The sequence below is a fragment of the Nonomuraea sp. NPDC059194 genome (genome assembly GCF_042754765.1).
Taxonomy (GTDB): Bacteria; Actinomycetota; Actinomycetes; order Streptosporangiales; family Streptosporangiaceae; genus Nonomuraea.
Genome location: NZ_JBHZBH010000015.1, coordinates 132,051 through 150,868 on the forward strand (window position 1 = coordinate 132,051; position 18,818 = coordinate 150,868).

At 70.2% G+C, this 18,818-nt stretch carries 19 protein-coding genes; 7 read left to right on the forward strand and 12 right to left on the reverse strand.

The annotated features are described in order from the left end of the window. Positions 1-53: 53 nt before the first annotated feature. Genes ACFXJ8_RS20110 through ACFXJ8_RS20135 form a run of 6 tightly spaced genes read right to left on the reverse strand, consistent with a single transcriptional unit; the run spans position 54 to position 8,175 of the window. On the reverse strand, positions 54-722 hold the full coding sequence (locus ACFXJ8_RS20110; protein WP_379645423.1) for a response regulator: 669 nt from the start codon (positions 720-722) through the stop codon (positions 54-56). Further along, positions 719-1,822, reverse strand: a complete 1,104-nt coding sequence (locus ACFXJ8_RS20115; RefSeq protein WP_379645424.1) for a sensor histidine kinase — start codon at positions 1,820-1,822, stop codon at positions 719-721. Before ACFXJ8_RS20115 ends, ACFXJ8_RS20110 begins: the two co-directional genes overlap by 4 nt. Then, positions 1,819-2,508, reverse strand: coding sequence for a respiratory nitrate reductase subunit gamma (gene narI, locus ACFXJ8_RS20120; protein WP_379645425.1), 690 nt, complete (start codon positions 2,506-2,508; stop codon positions 1,819-1,821). Before narI ends, ACFXJ8_RS20115 begins: the two co-directional genes overlap by 4 nt. After that, positions 2,505-3,059, reverse strand: coding sequence for a nitrate reductase molybdenum cofactor assembly chaperone (gene narJ, locus ACFXJ8_RS20125; RefSeq protein ID WP_379645426.1), 555 nt, complete (start codon positions 3,057-3,059; stop codon positions 2,505-2,507). Before narJ ends, narI begins: the two co-directional genes overlap by 4 nt. Then, a complete protein-coding gene (gene narH / locus ACFXJ8_RS20130; protein WP_379645427.1) occupies positions 3,056-4,639 on the reverse strand; it encodes a nitrate reductase subunit beta in 1,584 nt (527 codons plus the stop codon). The genes narJ and narH overlap by 4 nt, the downstream gene beginning before the upstream one ends. After that, entirely contained in the window at positions 4,639-8,175 is a 3,537-nt protein-coding gene (locus tag ACFXJ8_RS20135; RefSeq protein ID WP_379645428.1) for a nitrate reductase subunit alpha, read from the reverse strand. Before ACFXJ8_RS20135 ends, narH begins: the two co-directional genes overlap by 1 nt. Before the next feature lie 60 nt (positions 8,176-8,235). Here ACFXJ8_RS20135 and ACFXJ8_RS20140 point away from each other — a divergent pair, with 60 nt between their 5' ends. Together ACFXJ8_RS20140 and ACFXJ8_RS20145 are read left to right on the forward strand one after the other, a co-directional pair. Then, entirely contained in the window at positions 8,236-9,390 is a 1,155-nt protein-coding gene (locus ACFXJ8_RS20140) for a nitrate/nitrite transporter (protein ID WP_379645429.1), read from the forward strand. Continuing rightward, complete coding sequence (locus ACFXJ8_RS20145) at positions 9,387-9,599, forward strand: hypothetical protein (RefSeq protein ID WP_379645430.1); 213 nt, start codon at positions 9,387-9,389, stop codon at positions 9,597-9,599. The genes ACFXJ8_RS20140 and ACFXJ8_RS20145 overlap by 4 nt, the downstream gene beginning before the upstream one ends. On the opposite strand, the gene ACFXJ8_RS20150 is transcribed toward ACFXJ8_RS20145, so the two are convergent. Further along, positions 9,596-10,630, reverse strand: coding sequence for a fatty acid desaturase family protein (locus ACFXJ8_RS20150; RefSeq protein WP_379645431.1), 1,035 nt, complete (start codon positions 10,628-10,630; stop codon positions 9,596-9,598). The two genes, ACFXJ8_RS20145 and ACFXJ8_RS20150, sit on opposite strands and share 4 nt — an antisense overlap. 168 nt (positions 10,631-10,798) lie before the next feature. Between ACFXJ8_RS20150 and ACFXJ8_RS20155 the strand changes: the two genes are divergently transcribed. Both ACFXJ8_RS20155 and ACFXJ8_RS20160 read left to right on the forward strand, forming a co-directional pair. After that, positions 10,799-11,005, forward strand: a complete 207-nt coding sequence (locus tag ACFXJ8_RS20155) for a hypothetical protein (RefSeq protein WP_379645432.1) — start codon at positions 10,799-10,801, stop codon at positions 11,003-11,005. Between the two features lie 148 nt (positions 11,006-11,153). Beyond that, positions 11,154-11,339 carry a hypothetical protein gene (locus tag ACFXJ8_RS20160; RefSeq protein ID WP_379645433.1) on the forward strand — a complete coding sequence of 62 codons (186 nt, stop codon included), beginning with the start codon at positions 11,154-11,156 and terminating at the stop codon, positions 11,337-11,339. Between the two features lie 141 nt (positions 11,340-11,480). On the opposite strand, the gene ACFXJ8_RS20165 is transcribed toward ACFXJ8_RS20160, so the two are convergent. Beyond that, positions 11,481-12,554 carry a winged helix DNA-binding domain-containing protein gene (locus ACFXJ8_RS20165; RefSeq protein ID WP_379645434.1) on the reverse strand — a complete coding sequence of 358 codons (1,074 nt, stop codon included), beginning with the start codon at positions 12,552-12,554 and terminating at the stop codon, positions 11,481-11,483. 64 nt (positions 12,555-12,618) lie between these two features. Here ACFXJ8_RS20165 and ACFXJ8_RS20170 point away from each other — a divergent pair, with 64 nt between their 5' ends. After that, positions 12,619-13,536, forward strand: a complete 918-nt coding sequence (locus tag ACFXJ8_RS20170) for a zinc-binding dehydrogenase (protein ID WP_379645435.1) — start codon at positions 12,619-12,621, stop codon at positions 13,534-13,536. 146 nt (positions 13,537-13,682) lie between these two features. Here ACFXJ8_RS20170 and ACFXJ8_RS20175 read toward each other — a convergent pair whose 3' ends face one another. Genes ACFXJ8_RS20175 through ACFXJ8_RS20190 form a run of 4 tightly spaced genes read right to left on the reverse strand, consistent with a single transcriptional unit; the run spans position 13,683 to position 17,061 of the window. Continuing rightward, positions 13,683-14,213, reverse strand: coding sequence for a hypothetical protein (locus ACFXJ8_RS20175; protein ID WP_379645436.1), 531 nt, complete (start codon positions 14,211-14,213; stop codon positions 13,683-13,685). Continuing rightward, positions 14,210-14,959, reverse strand: a complete 750-nt coding sequence (locus ACFXJ8_RS20180) for a hypothetical protein (RefSeq protein WP_379645437.1) — start codon at positions 14,957-14,959, stop codon at positions 14,210-14,212. Before ACFXJ8_RS20180 ends, ACFXJ8_RS20175 begins: the two co-directional genes overlap by 4 nt. A gap of 51 nt (positions 14,960-15,010) precedes the next feature. Beyond that, positions 15,011-16,240 carry an MFS transporter gene (locus ACFXJ8_RS20185; RefSeq protein WP_379645438.1) on the reverse strand — a complete coding sequence of 410 codons (1,230 nt, stop codon included), beginning with the start codon at positions 16,238-16,240 and terminating at the stop codon, positions 15,011-15,013. Positions 16,241-16,293: 53 nt separating this feature from the next. Continuing rightward, on the reverse strand, positions 16,294-17,061 hold the full coding sequence (locus ACFXJ8_RS20190) for an NAD-dependent epimerase/dehydratase family protein (RefSeq protein WP_379645439.1): 768 nt from the start codon (positions 17,059-17,061) through the stop codon (positions 16,294-16,296). A 64-nt stretch (positions 17,062-17,125) separates the two neighbouring features. On the opposite strand from ACFXJ8_RS20190, the gene ACFXJ8_RS20195 reads away from it, so the two are divergent. Both ACFXJ8_RS20195 and ACFXJ8_RS20200 read left to right on the forward strand, forming a co-directional pair. Beyond that, positions 17,126-17,683, forward strand: coding sequence for a helix-turn-helix domain-containing protein (locus ACFXJ8_RS20195; RefSeq protein WP_379645440.1), 558 nt, complete (start codon positions 17,126-17,128; stop codon positions 17,681-17,683). Continuing rightward, complete coding sequence (locus ACFXJ8_RS20200) at positions 17,676-18,518, forward strand: SRPBCC family protein (protein ID WP_379645441.1); 843 nt, start codon at positions 17,676-17,678, stop codon at positions 18,516-18,518. Before ACFXJ8_RS20195 ends, ACFXJ8_RS20200 begins: the two co-directional genes overlap by 8 nt. Positions 18,519-18,818 lie beyond the last annotated feature (300 nt).

The window sequence follows — 18,818 nt, forward strand, 5'->3', positions numbered from 1 at the left end:
CCCGGTACGGCATGCGTCGCGGCGTCAGCCCGTGGTTGTGACGTGCGTACTCCCTAGGGTGTAAGCCATCCGGGAGTGATGAGACCGGCCTCGTAGGACATGACGACCAGTTGCGCCCTGTCGCGCACGTTCAGCTTGGTCATGATACGGCTGACGTGCGTCTTCACGGTCGCGGGGCTGAGCACGAGGCGGGTGGCGATCTCGTCGTTCGACAGGCCGTGGGCGACCAGTTCGAGCACCTCGCGCTCGCGTTCGGTCAGCGAGTTGAGCTCGGGGCCGGGGGCGGGCCGCTTGACCCTGCCGGCGAACTCGGCGATGAGCCTGCGGGTGACCGAGGGGCTGATGAGCGCGTCTCCTCTGGCCACGACCCTGACCGCGTGGATGAGCTCGGCGGGCTCGGTGTCCTTCACCAGGAAGCCGCTCGCGCCCGCCTTGAGCGCGCCGTACACGTAGTCGTCGAGGTCGAAGGTGGTCAGGATGATCACCTTGGTGTCGGCCAGGCGTGGTTCTGTGACGATCCGGCGGCCGGCCTCCAGGCCGTCGAGCTCGGGCATCCTGATGTCCATCAGCACCACGTCGGGCCGCAGATCGAGGGTTTTGGCCACGGCCTCGACGCCGTTGGCGGCCTCGCCGACCACCTCGAGGTCGTCCTCGCCGGACAGGATCGACCGGAATCCGGCCCGCACCAGCGTCTGGTCGTCGGCCAGCAGGACGCGGATCACAGCGGCAGCTCGGCGACGACGCGGTATCCGCCTTCGGGGCGCGGCCCCGCTTCCAGCGTGCCGCCCAGCGCGGCCGCCCGCTCCTTCATTCCCCGCACGCCGTACCCGCTTCCTCCCGTGAAGACGACGGAGGGGCCGTCGTCTTCTACCGTGATGACCATCTTTCCGGATTTTTCGGTGCCTGATTCTTCGATGGTGATGGTGAGCCGGGCGCTTCCCGCGGCCGAATGACGGGAGACGTTGGTCAGCGCCTCGGAGACGATCCGCGCGGCGGCCAGATCCACCTCTACGGGCGGGTCACCGTACGACACCTCGGTGGAGACGTCGAGGCCGGTGCGCCGCACCAGCTCGTCGAGGCGGCGGAGGCTGCCGGTGGGGGCGGTCGGCGCGTCCTCGTCCACCTGGCGCAGCACGCCCAGGGTGGCGCGCAGCTCGCGCAGCGTCTCCTTGCTGGTCTCCTTGATCGTCCGCAGTGCCTCCTCGGCGTCCTCGGGACGCTTCCTGATGCCGTGGAGCGCCGCCCCCGCCTGCACGTTGATCAGCGAGATGTTGTGGCCGAGCACGTCGTGCAGCTCGCGCGCGATGCGCAGCCGCTCCTCGGTCTCCCTGCGCCTGGCCTCCTCCTCCTTGCTGTGCTCGGCCTCGGCGGCCCGTTGCTCGACCTCGTGGAGGTAGGCGCGTCTGTTGCGGGTCACGCCGCCCGCCGCCACCGCGGCCACCGTCCAGCCCGCGATCATGAGGAACAGGCTGTCGTCGACGTGCCTGACGCTGCCGCTCTCGGCCACCCCCATGGCCAGCAGCGAGGCGGCGGCAGCGGTGCCCGCGGCCACCAGGCGGCCCAGCTCGGCCGCGGTGTAGAGGGCGAGCATGGGAGCGATGATCAGCGGCCCGTCGAGCCGGGCGAACGGGTAGTAGAGCCCGACGCCGACCATCACGACCAGCAGCACGGCGACGGGATAGCGCTGCCGGAGCAGCAGCGCGCCGCAGACCGCCAGTGGCAGGACGATGTCGAGCGCCTTGGGGGTGACGTCCGGCTTGAACAGCGCGGTCGCCACGGTGCCCAGCAGGATGACCGCGACCACGCCGATCGTCACTCTCATGCATCCATTCTGTCGCGGCTCCGGTAGACGATGTACGGGCGGAACAGGTAGCCGATCGGCGCGGAGAAGGCGTGCACCAGCCTGGTGAAGGGAAACAGCGCGAACAGCAGCATCCCGATCAGCGCGTGCAGCTTGTAGGTCCAGCTCGCCCCGGCCATCGCGGCGGCGTCGGGCTGCAGGACGAAGACGCTCCTGAACCACGGCGAGACCGTGGTCCGATAGTCGCTCTCGTGCTCGAACACGCTGAGCACGGTGGTGAGCAGCCCCGCCACGATCGCGGCCACCAGCACCACGTACATCGTCTTGTCGTTCTTGGTCGTCACCATGAAGACGGGCCCGGTCCGGCGCCGCCGGTAGATCAGCAGCGCGATGCCCGCCAGCGTGCAGAAGCCCGCGATGGCCCCGACGACCAGCGCGCTCGCGTGGTAGAGGGTTTCGGAGACGCCCACCGCGTCGGTCCACGACTCGGGGATCAGCAGGCCGATCACGTGGCCGAGGATGACGAAGAGCAGGCCGAAGTGGAACAGGGGGCTGCCGATCCGCAGCAGCCTGCTCTCGTACAGCTGCGACGAGCGGGTCGTCCAGCCGAACTTGTCGTACCTGTGCCGCCAGATCAGCCCGCCGATCAGCACCACCAGTGTCAGGTAGGGGCCGACGATCCACAGCGCGGTCTCGCCCCAGCTCATCGGTACACCCCCACGGACTCGGCGGGCGGGCCCTGCGCCGCCAGCCGTTCGGCCCGCAGCAACTCGCCGGGGGTGGCGGCGGGCAGCGTGCCGCACACCACCGAGATCACCGACTCGTACGGCGAGCCGACCTCACGCAGCGCCGTCCGCAGCAGCTCCAGCGCCGCCCGGTGCTCCTTCAGCACCTCCTCGCCCACCGCGTCGAGCGCCGCGAACTCCAGCACCACGGGCAGGAAGTCGGGCAACTCGTCCTCGCACAGCTCCCACCCCGCCGCCCGGTAGCGCGCCTTCAGCCGGGCCAGCGACTCGCCGCGCCGCCGCGTGTCGCCGTCGGCGTAGTAGGTCAGGTAGAGGCAGCAGCGCCGCTTCAGGTCGAACGTCTCCACGTAGTGGGCGGCCAGCTCGCCCGCGCCCATCCGGTCGACCTCGCGCAGGAACGCGGGAAAGCACGCTCCGGCGGCCTCGCGCACCAGCGGCAGCCGCTCCAGGAACCGCTCGTCGGGGTAGGCCAGCAGGTGCGCGGCTGCCTGCCGCACGACGGCGTGCTTCATAGGTGCTCCGGTGGGGTGCCCTTGCCGTCCCAGTTGAGGAGGTTCGGGCGGTCGTGGCTGATCTTCTCGCTGGTCTGGCGGTGCTTGAGGCTGTGGAAGCTTTCGATCGACACCGGGACGGGACCCCCGGACGCCTCGCCGAAGGGGCCCTGTTCGCCCGGCCCTCCGTCGTAGTCGAGGCTGCAGCCGATCTCCTCCACCGCGCCGGGTGTCGTGCCGTACGCCGTGGGGATGACGTAGCGATCCTCGTACTTGGCCAGCGCCAGCAGCCGGTACATGGCCTGCACATCCTCACTGGACAGGTCCCCGGCGGGCGGGTCCGCGCCGAGGTTGACCGCGCGCATGTGCGAGCGCATTCCCGCCAGGCGGCGCAGCGCCGCCGTCACCGGGGCGGGGTCGCCCGCGGTGAACAGCTCGGCCAGGTAGCCGATCGGGATGCGCAGCGACTCGATGGCGGCGAACAGGTTGCCCGCGTCCTCGCCGTCGTGCCCCGTGCCCGACAGCGCGTCCACGACCGGCGACAGCGGCGGGACGTACCAGACCATCGGCAGCGTCCGGTACTCCGGATGCAGCGGCAGCGCCAGCCGGTACTTCACGATCAGGTCGCGGACCGGCGACCTGCGGGCCGCCTCGATCCAGTCGTCCGGCAGGCCCGACCCCGCGACGGCCGGGTCGTCGGGGTCGACGAACAGCGACAGGTGCGCCTCGTAGAGACCCTTCTCGTCGGCCGTCGCGGCCACCTCCGACACGCGGTCGGCGTCGTAGAGCATCACCCCGAGGTAGCGCAGCCGTCCCACGCACGTCTCCGAGCAGACCGTGGGCAGCCCCACCTCGACGCGCGGATAGCAGAACGTGCACTTCTCGGCCTTGCCGGTCTTGTGGTTGAAGTACACCTTCTTGTACGGGCAGCCGGTCACGCACATCCGCCAGCCCCTGCACCTGTCCTGGTCGACCAGCACGATCCCGTCCTCGGACCGCTTGTACAGCGCCCCTGACGGGCAGGAGGCGACGCAGGACGGGTTGAGGCAGTGCTCGCAGATGCGCGGCAGGTAGAACATGAACGCGTTCTCGAAGTCGAGCTTCACCTTCTGCTGGAGCCGGTCGAGCCGCTGCAGGACCGGATCGGGCGAAGGGTCGCCGCCGAGGTCGTCGTCCCAGTTGGCGCTCCACCGCACGGTGGTCGGCTCGCCGCTGATCAGCGAGCGCGGGGCGGCCACCGGCACGTCGTCCGACAGAGGCGCCCTGACGAGGTTCTCGTAGTCGTAGGTCCACGGCTCGTAGTAGTCCTCGATCGAGGGCATGAGCGGGTTGGCGAAGATGCCGAGCAGCTTGCGCAGCCTGCCGCCCGCCCGCGGCTTGAGCCTGCCCTTGGCGTCGATCACCCAGCCGCCGCGCCAGCGCTCCTGGTCCTCGTACCTGCGGGGATAGCCCTGCCCAGGACGGGTCTCGACGTTGTTGAACCAGACGTACTCGACGCCCGCCCTGTTGGTCCAGGTCTGCTTGCAGGTGACCGAGCAGGTGTGGCACCCGATGCACTTGTCCAGGTTCATGACCATGGCGAGCTGAGCCATGACGCGCATCAGTACGTCACCTCCTGGGAGCGGCGGCGGATCACGGTGATCTCGTCGCGCTGGTTGCCGGTCGGGCCGAGATAGTTGAAGCCGTAGGACAGCTGCGCGTAGCCGCCGATCATGTGGGTGGGCTTGATCAGCACCCTGGTCAGCGAGTTGTGGATGCCGCCCCTGCGCCCGGTGGCCTCGCTCTTGGGCACGTCGATGACGCGCTCCTGCGCGTGGTACATGAACACCGTCCCCTTCGGCATCCGCAGGGAGACGACGGCCCTGGCGACGACCACGCCGTTGCGGTTGACCGCCTCGACCCAGTCGTTGTCGGCGACTCCGATCCTGGCGGCGTCCTCGACCGACATCCAGATCGTCGGGCCGCCGCGCGACAGCGTCAGCATGATCAGGTTGTCCTGGTACTCCGAGTGGATCGACCACTTGGAGTGCGGCGTCAGGTAGCGCACCACCAGCAGGTCGGTGTCGCTCTGCTGGCGCTCTCCGAACAACGCGGCCATGTCGAGCGGTGGCCGGTAGACGGGCAGGGCCTCGCCGTACTCGTGCATCCAGTCGTGGTCGAGGAAGAAGTGCATCCGCCCGGTCAGCGTGTGCCACGGCTTGTCGTGCTCCACGTTGATCGTGAACGGGGAGTAGCGCCGCTCGTGCGACTCCTTGCCCGACCATTCGGGGCTGGCGGCCACGTGCTGCGGCCTGCTCTGGGTGTCGGAGAAGACGATCCGGTGGTCACGGTGCGCGAGCTCCGACAGGTCGGTGCCGGTCCGCTCGGCCAGTTGCGCGAAGCCCTGGGCGGCCAGCCTGCCGTTCGACGTGCCCGACAGCGCCAGGATCGCTTCGCACGCCTTGGCGTCGGTGTCGAGCAGCGGCCGCCCCTTGGCCACACCGTGGGCGACCAGCCCGTTGCGCTGCCCGAGCCAGTCCATCTCCTTGTCGGGCCGGAAGGACAGCCCCTTCACCGGCAGCCCCGCCTTCTCCGCCAGCGGGCCCAGCGCGCCGAGCTTGGCCGCGACCGCGCCGTAGTCGCGCTCCACCACGACCAGCGTGGGCGTCACCTCCGCGGGCGCGCGACCGCCCGGCTGGGCCGTCTCTCCGGGCGTGTCGTGCTGGTACGGCACCGCGACCACGTCCTTGCGCACCCCGAGATGCGCGGCGGCCAGGTCGCTGAAGGTCGCGGCGATCGCGTGGAAGGCCGAGAAGTCGGTCTTCGTCTCCCACGGCGGGCTGATCGCCGGGTTGAAGGCATGCACGAACGGGTGCATGTCGGTCGAGGACAGGTCGTGCTTCTCGTACCAGGTCGCGGCCGGCAGCACGATGTCGGAGAACAACGTGGTCGAGGTCATCCTGAAGTCGAGCGACAGCAGCAGGTCGAGCTTGCCCCTGGCCGCCTCCTGGTCGGGCTCGGGCAGGTTCGAGGCCGCGCCGAGCAGGTGGTGCAGGAAGTACTCGTTGCCCTTGGCGGAGGAGCCCAGCAGGTTGGACCGCCAGATCGTCACCACGCGCGGCCAGTTGCGCGGATCGTCGGGATCCTCGGCCGCGTACCGCAGCCTGCCCGCCTTCAGCTCGGCCAGCGTGAAGGCCACGGGATCGTCGGCCGCGCCCAGGTCGAGCGGGTTGCGGTCGAACGCGGGCGCCATCGGCATCCACCCGTTGCGGACCGCCTGCACCACCAGGTCGGCGGTGTGCAGCCCCCTGAACCTGCCCGGCCCCAGCGGCGAGCACAGCTCGCCCGCGTCGAACCTGTCGTAGCGCCACTGGTCGGTGTGCAGATACCAGTACGGCGTCGCGGGCGTCTGCCGCGGCGGCCTCGACCAGTCCAGCGCCCCCGCCAGCTGCGCCCACCCCGCCAGCGTGCGGCACTTCTCCTGGCCGACGTAGTGCGCCCATCCACCGCCGTTGACGCCCTGGCAGCCGGTGAGCAGCAGCAGCGTCAGGAACGACCGGTAGATCGTGTCGCCGTGGAACCACTGCGTGGTGCCCGCGCCCAGCACGATCATGCAGCGCCCGCGGGTCGCCTCCGCGGTCTGCGCGAACTCCCTGACGATCTTCACGGCCCGCCGCGGGGGCACCCCCGTGATCGGCTCCTGCCAGGCAGGCGTGTACGGCTCGCCGTCGTCGTCGTAGCCCTCGGGCCAGCTCCCCGGCAGCCCCGGCCGCCCGACCCCGTGCTGCGCGAGCATCAGGTCGAACACGGTCGTGACGAGCTGCCCGTCCACCCGGCGCGCCGGGACCCCCCTGCGCAGCACACCCTCCTGGTCGAAGCGGGGCAGCAGGACCTCGACCGGCTCCCCGCCGAGAAGGGTGAGCAGCGGCGTGGTCTCCAGCCTCAGGTTCCACCTGCCCTTGCCCGAGTCGGTCCAGCGGAAGCCGACCGAGCCGTTGGGCACGACCGGCTCGCCCGCCGCGTCGAGGAAGACGGTCTTCCACTCGGCGGCCTCCTCGGCCGAGCCCAGGTCGGCGGCGGTGAGGAACTTGTCGGGCACATAGGCGCCGTCACGCTCGGTCAGCCGGACCAGGAACGGCAGGTCGGTGAAGCGGCTGACGTAGTCGACGAAGTACGGCACCTGCCGGTCGACGAAGAACTCCTTGAGCAGCACGTGCCCCATCGCCATGGCCAGCGCGCCGTCGGTGCCGGGGTTGATCGCCAGGAACTCGTCGGCGAACTTGGCCGCGTCGTTGTAGTCGGGGCTCACCACGACGACCTTCTGGCCCCGGTAGCGGGCCTCGGCCATCCAGTGGGCGTCGGGCGTGCGGGTCACCGGCACGTTCGCGCCCCACAGCACCAGGTAGGCGGCATCCCACCAGTCGGCCGACTCGGGCACGTCGGTCTGGTCGCCGAACACCTGGGGCGAGGCGACGGGCAGGTCGGCGTACCAGTCGTAGAAGGACAGCATGGTCCCGCCGATCAGCGAGACGAACCGCGAGCCGATCGCGTGGGAGACCATCGACATCGCCGGGATCGGGGAGAAGCCCGCGATCCGGTCGGGGCCGTAGGCCTTGATGGTGTGGACGTGGGCGGCGGCGATCATCTCGGTCGCCAGGTGCCAGGTGATCCGCACCAGGCCGCCCCTGCCGCGGGCCTGCTGGTATCTCGCCCTCGTCTCGGGATCCGTGGTGATCTGGGCCCAGGCCTCCACCGGGTCGAGGCCCCTTGCGCGGGCCTGGCCGTACATCTCGACGAGGACGCCTCTGGCGTACGGGTAGCGGATCCTGGTCGGGGAGTAGGTGTACCAGGAGAAGGCGGCGCCGCGCGGGCAGCCGCGCGGCTCGTACTCGGGACGGTCGGGACCCACGCTCGGGTAGTCGGTCTGCTGGGTCTCCCAGGTGATGATGCCGTTCTTGACGTAGACCTTCCACGAGCAGGAGCCGGTGCAGTTGACGCCGTGGGTGGAGCGGACGACCTTGTCGTGGCTCCACCTGTCGCGGTAGAACGCGTCGCCCTGGCGCCCTCCCTTGACGTAGACCGTCCGCAGATCGTCGCCGGTGGCCGACCTGCGGAAGAACCTGCCGGTCCGCAGTAGGAGATCTTCCGCCTGGGTCATGCCCCAACTTCATCACATAGCGTAACGATCTGCTACACAGGGTGTATGTATAAAGGTCAAATGGTCAATCTGGTTCTGGCCACGATCGCCTTCGCTGTCACGTTCTGGGCGTGGAATTTGATCGCACCGCTGTCGGGCACCTACAGCGAACAGCTCGGGCTGTCGCCGACGCAGACCTCGATGCTGGTGGCCATCCCCGTGCTGGTGGGCTCCCTCGGCCGGATCCCCGTAGGCGTGTTGACCGACAAGCTCGGCGGGCGGCTGATGTTCGCCGCCATCTGCTTCCTCACGATCGTGCCCGTGCTGTTCGTCGGCTGGTCGAACTCCTACGGCGCGCTGCTGTTCTGGGGGTTCCTGCTGGGCGTCGGCGGCACGTCCTTCGCGGTCGGCATCCCGTTCGTCAACGCCTGGTACGAGCCCGCCAGGCGCGGCTTCGCCACCGGGCTGTTCGGCGCGGGCATGGGCGGCACCGCGCTGTCGGCGTTCCTCACCCCGCGCCTGGTCGAGGGCCTCGGCCGGGCCCAGACCCACCTGCTCATGGCCGCCATGCTGGCGCTGATGGGCGTGATCATGCTGGTGGCCAGCAGGAACTCGCCCGGGTGGAAACCCTCGACCGAGCCGCCCCTGCCCCGCATGCGCGACGCGACGAAGATCAAGGCGACCTGGCAGTGCGCGGTCCTCTACGCCGTGGCCTTCGGCGGCTTCGTCGCCTTCTCCACCTACCTGCCGACCCTGCTGCGGAACGTCTACGACTTCACCCAGACCGACGCCGGACTGCGCACGGCCGGCTTCTCCATCGCGGCAGTGATCGCCAGGCCGCTAGGCGGCGCCCTGTCCGACAAGACCGGCCCGGAGCGCGTGCTGCTGGCCTCCTTCGCCGGTACGGCGGTGCTCGCCGTCGTCCTGGCCTTCGAACCACCGCTCGAGGTACCGGCGGGCACCTGCTTCGTCGCCATCGCCTTCTTCCTCGGACTCGGCACCGGCGGCGTCTTCGCGCTGGTCGCCAAGCTCGTCGACCCCACCAGGGTCGGCACCGTGACGGGGCTGGTCGGCGCGGCCGGCGGCCTCGGCGGCTACTTCCCCCCGCTGGTCATGGGCGCCGTCTACACCGCCACCGGCGCCTACACGATCGGCTTCCTGCTGCTCGCGCTCACCGCGCTGGCCGCATGGGTCTACACATTGAAGGCATTTCCCTCGGGTAGGGGATCGGGATGAGCACACAGGAAGAGCTTCGCCAGCTCGAAGAGGACCTGGCGAAGCTGAAAGCCTCGAACGCCGACCTCCGCAGCCAGGTCAGCGACATGGGCGCGACGGACGCCGTCGAGCGGGCGGCGATGCTGGGCATGGCCGACGAGCAGGACGGTTTGATCGCCGAGCTCGAGGCAAGGCGCGACGAGCTGCGCTCCCGCCTTGATTCCCCTTAGGCGTTGGCTTTCCTGAGGGGTGCGCCGACCTCGTGGAGGTGGCGGAGTGCCTGGCCGTACGAACTGATCAGACCCGATTCCAGGTACTCCACCCCCAGCTCCGCGCAGTGCGCCCGCACGATCGGCTGCGCCTTGCGGAGATTGGGCGTGGGCATGTTCGGGAACAGGTGGTGCTCGATCTGGTAGTTGAGCCCGCCGAGGGCCACGTCCACCATCCAGCCGCCCCGCACGTTGCGCGAGGTCAGCACCTGCTTGCGGAGGAAGTCGAGCTCGTCCTCCGCGGTGATCATGGGCATGCCCTTGTGGTTGGGCGCGAACGTGCAGCCCAGATACACCCCGAACACCGCCTGGTGCACCAGCGCGAACACCACGGCCTTGCCGAACGGCAGCACGGTGAAGAGCAGCCCGAAGTAGCACACGACGTGCAGCACCAGCAGCGTCGCCTCCAGCCCGCGCCGGCGCATCGACCTGTTGCGCAGCGCCTTGAAGCTGGCCACGTGCAGGTGCCAGCCCTCGAAGGTGAGCAGCGGGAAGAACAGGAACGCCTGCCGGCGCGCCACGAACCTCGGCAGGCCGGTGACGCGCTCCACCTGGTCGGTCGACCAGACGATCACCGCAGGGGAGACGTCGGGATCGTGGTCCTCGTGGTTGGGGTTGGCGTGGTGGCGGGTGTGCTTGTCGGTCCACCATCCGTAGCTCATGCCGATGAGCAGGTTGCCGACGAGGCGGCCCGCGAACTCGCTCGGCTTGCGGTTGCGAAAGACCTGCCGGTGGGCCAGGTCGTGCGCGGCCAGCGCGACCTGGGCGAAGGCCACGGCCAGCACGAAGGCGACGAGCAGCTGCCACCAGGAGTCGCCCACCAGGACGAACGCCACCCACCCGCCGACGAAGGCGAGGCCCACGAGGGTGAGGCGGACGGTGTAGTAGAAGGGCCGCCTGTCGAGCAGGCCGGCTTCGTTGATCTTGCGTGCCAGTCGGGCGAAGTCACTGCCTCGGGCTTCGACGGTTACGTCGGTCACGGGGCTCCTCATGAGCGTCGGACAATGGCCCAACACTGACGTGCCACCCGGTGCCTGAGCAATAGATCGTCAGTTCGTACGGAACCTCAATTTTATGTCTGACACAAATTTCTCTTGACACGATTCTTAGGTTCGGCCTAATCTTGGGTTGCAACGAAGTTGAGGGCTGAGAGGAACCAGATGCGAAACGCGGTTAACGAGCTCGGGATCATCGCAGCCCCGCCCGTCGTCCAGTTCAGGGCAGGCGAGGTGGCGAAGGCCGTCGGTCAGGCCGGAAGGGACGTTCCCGGACGGCAGGACCGGAAGTCGCAGCGCCACGCGCACTCGACAGGGCGCGCCTACCCGGCGCGCCGCCAGATCGCGGCACCCCGGCGCTCCGGGTTTTGAGGGCTGGCGGTGTGCGAGGGGCATCTCTCGCACACCAGGTGCCCGACCTGTGCGCTGGACGGTGCAGGTTCGCGCTGGTCAGCGTCGTGAGCATAGATCGTCAGGCCGCCTGGGGTGCGGCCGTTGCTCAGGATGAAGCTGGCTCGATGTGATCCATGCCACGCAACATAACGGCCGCTTCCGGAATCTACCTCTTTGGCATGTTGATCAATTCTCGATCGGCATCGCCTGGTTCGACGAGAGGATCACACCTGGCATGGGCAAGATCAAGAAGTCGGTTTTCGCGGCGCTCGGCCTGGTCGCCACGTTGACCGGCTGGAGGCACTGCGGCTGATCGCCGGATCGGTTGCCGCAGGGAGGAAGGATCCTGTGGCTACGCCCCGCAGCACCATCGGCTGCCATTCTCGTCGGCTTCTTCCGAGGCCGAGATCGCCGGAGGATGGAGCCGATGGGTGCGGCTGAGGCTTCCCTGACACTACGCGTGCGGCCCCACCGAGATCTTGCCGATCGTCAGCCGCGGGGTTGCCTCCAGGATCTCGCCGACCCTGCCGACCTGCTCGTCGAGCTCGGCCAGCTGCTTGGCGGTCAGCTCGTCGAGCGGTTCGACGGTGACGTCGAGCTTCCTGCCGGAGCGCCGCTGGTGCCACACACCGGCCACGATCCCGTCGACCAGCAGCACGGGGTAGTTGCCCGCCTGCCCGCCACCCAGCGCGCGCTCCCACGCCCTGCCGGGGAAGAGCTGCTCGCGCGGGTGCGAGCCGACCAGGAAGGCGTCGAAGTACGGCAGGAGCCGCACGCCCCTGGCAGGTTCGTCGGGCGCTTCGGTGTCGCCCTCGTTCACCCACCCGCCCTCGACCTGGTCCAGCGCCGCCCGTTGGAACAGCTTGGCCGCCCAGGTGACGGGCGCGGACAGCCATCTGGCGAAGAACTGCGGCGTGGACGGGCCGTAGGAGTGGAGGTAGGCCCTGAGCAGCTCGTCCTGTGCGGTCTCGGTGTCGGCGGGCCGGACACCGGGGTTGGTGTAGGTGACCTTGCGGCCGCGGTTGGGCCCGAACGCGAGCACGCCCCTGTGCGCGGCCAGGTGCACTGCCTGACGCCAGCGCGGCCACTTGGTCTGGAACGCGTCCATGACCCGGTCGCCCGCCCACGGGCCCGCGATGGCGGTGACGGCCTCGTCCAGCTCGTCGATCGTGAGCGCCTGGTCCTTGAGCGCGATGCCCACCGCCTCGACGACCTTCTCGATCTGGTCGGAGGTGAGCAGGTCGATGCGTCCGGCGGGTAGCGACGCGAGCGCGCCCGTCCACCTGGGCAGGTCGGCGGTGGGGAGCAGGTGGACGGTGCCGCGCGGGCCGTACGTCTTGGTCAGGCTGCGCTTGGTCCACAGCGCCTCGCGGACGTCCACCCTGGTGGTGCCGGGCAGGCGGAGGCTGACCGACAGCTCGGCCGCCGACAGGATCTGCGCGTGGGCGCCGCACATGGCGGCCACGATGTCGGCGGGCGTGCCCTGCTGGGGGAAGTGGCGTTCGAGACGGCGGGCGTTCCAGTTCATGGCCCCAGCGTAGGAACGATCGCGGCACGTTTCGTTCCGCATTGGCTTCGTATAGTGGCCAGTTATGAGAGCGATCGTGATGGACGAGTTCGGCGGGCCCGAGGTGTTGCGGGTGCGCACGGTTGACGACCCGGTGCCCGGCGAGGGCCAGGTGCTGGTGGAGGTGGCGTTCGCGAGCATCACGTTCGTGGAGACCCAGGTGCGGGCGGGGACGGGGCCGTTCGCGCCGCCCGCGCTGCCGCGCACGCCCGGCAACGGCGTCGGCGGCAGGATCGTGGCCGTGGGCGACGGCGTGGACGCGGGCCTGGTCGGGACCACGGTGGTGACCACGACCGGCGGCGTGGGCGGATACGCCTCGCTGGCCGTGGCCTCGGCCGCCGACGCCGTGCCGGTGCCGGAAGGCGTGGCCCTGCAGGACGCGGTGGCGCTGCTCGCCGACGGCCGCACCGCCGTGATGCTCCACGAACAGGCGGAGCTCAAGCCCGGCGAGCGGGTGCTGGTGCTGGCGGCAGGCGGCGGGCTCGGCGGCCTGCTGCTGCAATTCGCCGCCGCCTCAGGGGCTGAGGTGACCGGGGCCGCGCGCGGCAAGCGCGCGCTCGTGGAGCGCCACGGCGCCTACGTCGACTACTCGGTCCCTGGCTGGGCGCGGCCCCTGGAGGTGGACGTGGTCTTCGACGGGGTCGGCGGCGACATCGGCAGCGAGGCCCTGACCGCGCTCCGCCCCGGCGGCCGGGCCAGCCTGTACGGCATGGCGAGCGGATCGTGGTCGCGGACGGACGGCCTGCCGATCACCGTCATCGAAGGCGGCGGCCCGCCCAGCCCACAGGAGCTGCGCAGGCTGGTGAGCAGGGCGCTGGAGCTGGCCGCGCAGGGTCGGCTGGTGCCGACGATCGGCCAGACCTACCCGCTGGAGGAGGCGGCCTCGGCCCACCGCGCGATCGAGACCCGCCAGACCACGGGCAAGACACTGCTGGTCATCTGACCGCCCGCGGATCCCCGAGATCATCCGCGGACCTCGGGACCCGCGGGATCCGGGACTCGCCTGCCGATCCCGGGATCACGCCGTCTCGGGGTTGCCCGTCGTCCGACCGCCTGCCAGGGAGAGGCCGCCTGTCATCTGACGGCCTGTCATCTGATCGAGCCGAACGCGACCGCGGTGGTGGAGGCGATGACGGTGGTCAGCACGACCAGGAACAGCACCGAACGCATCGGGTTGCGGCGCTGCGGCTTCGGCTCCTCCTGCCGCGCCTGGGCGCGCTTCGGGACGGGCGGCTTCGAGGGCGTCGGCGTGGCCTCGGGCGTCGTGACCGCCGGTTGCGCCCGTGCGGGCTGCACCGGTTGCGGCCGTGGTGCGGGCCTGGTCGGCGGGCTGGGCGCGGGGGGTGGCTGAGGTTTCGGCGTGGGCTTGGGTTCCGGCGTGGGCTTGGGGGGTGCGGGCGGCTCCGGTGGTGGCGGACCGCACTCGCCCACCTCGACCACCAGGCCGGCCACGCTGAGGCACACCCCGACCGACACGTTCACCTCGACCGCGCCGTCATCGGGATCCTGCGCCTTCACCTGGACGCCCACCTCCACCTCGGAATGCCCCGGCCCGGGGTCGGCGGGAAGGGCCGCGCCGAGGCAGAGGACCGCTCCCGCCAGCAGCGCCGCCGCCCTCACGCGCTCCCCGCGATCCGCTGGAACTCCTGCAGCACGGCCTGCAACGCGTCAGGCCCCACCGCCAGCGCCCCCGCGAAGGCGTGTGAGATGTCCCAGGTCAGGTAGATGCCGACGCCGAGCATCGCCGCCATCGTCATCAGCGGCACCAGCGTCAGCCCGCGGGGCCTGGCCCCCGCAAGGAACGGGAAGACGATGACGACGACGCCCGTCAGCACGGTCAGTTGGAGCAGCCCGGCCGGGGGCGTGGTGCCCGCGTCGGCGGCCCTGCGGCTGCGCGCCGCCGACAGCTCCTCGACCTTGTCCTGCACGAGAGCCTTGGTGTCGTCGTCGAGCTTGGCGGCGTCGACCCTGGTCCGCAGCGCGTCGAGCCGGGCCCCGCCCTCGGGCGACATCCGGCCCTCCGCCATCAGCGGCCATTCGTCGCGCACGACGAACCGGACGTAGTCGCGCAGGCTCTGCCGTACCCACACCTTGTCGGTTTCGGGCAGGTCGCCTGCGGCCCAGTAGGTCTCGACCGCGGCCTGGCCCTCGGCGAAGGTGTTCTGGCGGGCGGCGTCGGCCGTCGTCCACGGCACGATGATGGCGATCGCGAACACCAGGAGGAACAGCGCCGACAGCATCGCGCCCGCATGACCGGAGGACGGGCCGCCGGGGTCGCGGTCCTCGGTGCCGAGCTTCCTGAACAGGAACGCGGCGAGCGCGACCACGGCGACGGCAGCCGCCACTGCGGCGATGAGGGCAAGCATGCCCCCGACCCTAATGGCTACAGAGCGTTACGTCGCGAACACGCAAAGAATTTACCGGGAATCCCCCGCGAGGAGCTGAGTCACGGGCTCGCGCCCCACGAGACGGCGGCCGAAGGGTCGCCATGCCACGGCGGTGAGGACGGTCATCGCCACCGCCGACAGCCAGAAGGGTCCGGTGATGCCGAGCCATCGGGCGACAGGCCCGCCCACCAGCGAGCCGACCGCCGAGCCGCCGATGGCGAACATCAGGTACACGCTCTGGACCCTGCCGCGCAGTTCGTCGGGCACGGTCCGCTGGCGCAGCGTCGTGATGACCGCGCCGAGCACCGAACCGTGGACGCCGAAGGCCACCAGGACGGGCCCGGCCACCCACACCGTCGTGGCCAGCGCCAGCCCGACGTGCGTCAGCGTCTCGATGACCAGGCCCACGCGGAGCAGGAGGGAGTCGGACAGTCGCGACTGGAGGCGAGGGGCGAGGGCGGCGCCCGCGAGCGAACCGACCGCCGAGGCCGTGATGAGGGCGCCGTAGCCGTACTCGTCGAGCCCGAGCCTGTCGCGGCTGTAGAGCACGAGGATCGAGAAGCCGGCCATGAGCGTGATGTTCATCAGGCACAGCGCGATGGCGAGCATCCTGATCGCGCCGTTGCGCCAGAGCCAGCGCACGCCTTCGGCGATGTCGGCGCGCACGCTGCGGCGGACCGCGGGAGCGGCGTGCCGTACGCCTCGCATCGTGGACAGCAGGACGGCGGCCAGCGCGAAGGTGACGGCGTTGACGCCGAACGGCAGCGCCGCGGCGGCCACGAACAGGGCCGCGCCCACGGGTGGCGCGGCGAAGCGGTTGACGGCGAAGAAGACGGTCCCCATGCGGGCGTTGGCGCGGGGGAGGTCGTCGGGCGCCACGACCGTCGGGACGAGCGCGCCGAACGCGTTGTCGCCAAGGGTCTCGCAGGTGCCGAGCAGGAATCCGGCGGCGTAGACGACGGGGATCGTCGCCAGGTCCTGCGCCACGGCGAGGGCCAGCAGGCCGACGACCAGGCAGCGCACGACGTTGACGACGACGGTCAGCCGCCTGCGGTCGAGGCGGTCCACGAAGACGCCGCTGATCAGCGAGAAGAACAGCCACGGCAACTGCTGGACGAAGACCGCCATCCCGACCAGGACGGGATCGTCGGTGATCGAGGCCACGAGCAGCGGCGCGGCGGCGGCCGCGATGCCGTCGCCGATGTTGGAGACGGTGGCGGCCGCCCACAGCGTGTTGAAGTTCCTCCCGAGTTTTGCCACCTGCCGAAGTATTGCGGGCCGCGACAGCAGGGGAAATACGCGGGTTTGCGTACTCAGGCCAGGTGGCGGAGGGTGTATGCGGGGTCGGCGTAGGCGCCGCCCTGGAGGGCGGGGCCGCCCTCGTCAGGCAGACGGCCCGCGTACGCCTCGGCGTCGTCCTGCGGCTGGTAGCCGTCGCTCAGCTCCCAGAAGCGGCGGGTGTTGGCCGAGACCGCGTAGAGCGTGCGGAAGCCGACGTCCTTCCTGGTCAGCGCGTCGACGAAGAAGCCCGCGCAGTCTCGGGGGCTGAGCCAGGTCGACAGCTGGCGCTCGTCGGCGGGCTCGGGTTCGAGGCTGCCGATGCGCAGGCACACCACCTCCAGGCCGAACTTGTCGGCGTACAGCCTGCCGAGGGCCTCGACGGCGACCTTGCTCACGCCGTACAGGCCGTCGGGGCGGGGCGGCAGTTCGGGGGAGACGGTCACGCTGGAGGGATAGCAGCCGGTCAGCCGGTTGCTGCTGGCCAGCACGACCCGTGGCACGCCCGAGCGTCTGGCGGCCTCGAGTACGTGGTGCGTGCCCAGCACGTTGCCTTCCAGCAGGTCGGGCAGCGGCGCCTCGTCGGGCACGCCCGCCAGGTGGACGATCGCGTCGGCGCCCCTGGCGATGTCGATCACCGTCTCGGGGCTGTCCAGGTCGGCCTGCCGTACCTCCTCGCCGGGCGCCTGCGGGGTCAGCGGCCTCCGGTCGACCAGCACCAGCCTGGCCGCCACCTCCCGCAGCGCCCCGCGCACCGCCGCGCCCACCAGTCCCGCCGCTCCTGTCAGTACCACGGTGTCCATGCCAGGGAGTCTGCCAGCGCGGCCATTGACAAACTCAGTTTTTACGTACAATACTGTTTTTGCGATGAGAGACGTCCTGTACCTGGAACAGATCGAGCAGGCCGAGGCCCTGCTCAAGCCGCAGCGCATCGAGGTGCTGCGGCACCTGGCCGAGCCGCGCACCTGCACCGAGGTCGCCGCCCAGCTCTCCCAGACCCCGCAACGCGTCTACTACCACGTCAAGAAGCTGGTGGAGGCGGGCCTGGTCGAGCAGGTGTCCGAGCGCAAGGTGCGCGGCATCAGCGAAGGCATCTATCAGGCCACTGCCCGCTCTTACTGGCTCTCACCCCGCCTCGTCGGGCGGATCGGCCTGAGGAAGACGCAGGACGAGCTGTCGCTCGGCTACCTGCTCGACCTGATGGAGACGGTCCAGGCGGACATCGCCGCGCTGGGCCGCAACCGGCCCGAGCTGCCCTCCGTCGGCGTCTCCGGCGAGATCAGGGTGCCGCCCGAGCAGCGCCAGGAGTTCATGAACGACCTGCGTGACGCATTGCAGGAGCTCTTCACCCGATACGGCGGCGCCGAGGGCGACGCCTTCAAACTGGCCGTGGCCTGCTACCCCAAGGGAGAGACCGATGACTGAGCCGATGATCCTCCGTGTCCGCGTCGCCGCCCCCGCCAAGCGCGTGTGGCACGCGCTGACCGACCCCGAGTCGCTGCGCACGTGGCTGGCCGAGCGCGCCGAGGTCGATCTGCCGCACCGCTTCGAGTTCTGGGGCCGCTACACCCCCGAGGGCGACGCGCCGCACCAGCGCGTGCTGCACGCCGACGACCACAGCCTGCGTCTGGAGTGGACGCTCGACGGCGAGGCCACCACCACCGAGCTCTCCGTCGAGGAGGAGAGCGCCGACTCAACGATCGTCACCCTGAAGCAGAGCCACTTCGACTTCCAGGACGTCATCACCGGGGCCAGCATCAGGGGCGTCCTGCAGACGTACTGGTGCCTGTCGCTGGCCAACCTCGTCGACCACGTCGAGGGCCGCGAGCTCACGTCCAAGGTCGACTACACCTCCGCCACGATGCGGGAGGAGATCGTCATCGACGCCCCCATGTCCGACGTCTACCGCTCGCTGATCAACGGCGAGGAGGCCACCCGCTGGTTCGGCTACCTCATCGAGATCGAGCCCTTCGTCGGCGGCCGCTGGGCCATGGGCGGCTTCGACAACAACCCCGAGCCCGCCAAGGTCGTCGACCTGGTCGAGGGCCGCGCGATGACGGTCGACTGGGGCGGGATCGGGATCGCCAGCTGGGAGCTGGCCGAGTCGGACGGCAAGACCACGCTCACGTTCGTCCAGTCGGGCTTCGACGAGGCTCGCCCGCCGCACGCGGGCTGGGGCGGCTGGCTGTCGGGGCTGGCGGAGCTGCGCCGCTACCACGAGCTGCCCGACTGGCGTCCGGTGTGGGTCGAGGCCGCGTGACGTGATGTCTGGGGCGGCCACCAGCTGGCCGCCCCAGACTTCCCCTAAATGCCTACAAGGTCAATGGGTATTTACTTGTGGCGCGTCATCGCGTAGGTTCGCGGGTATGAGGCAGGGCCACCACCTGACCAGGCGCCCGCACGTGGACCACGGACACGTCGCCAGCGCGCAGTGTCGCTGATCACGAAGCCGATCGTTCCAGCTTTCGTGAGGACACAACCCATGACCAACGTTTTGTCGTACGGCACCGCCGCCTCGGTGGTGGCCTCGTGACCGCCACCCTGCCCGACCGCTCGGTGC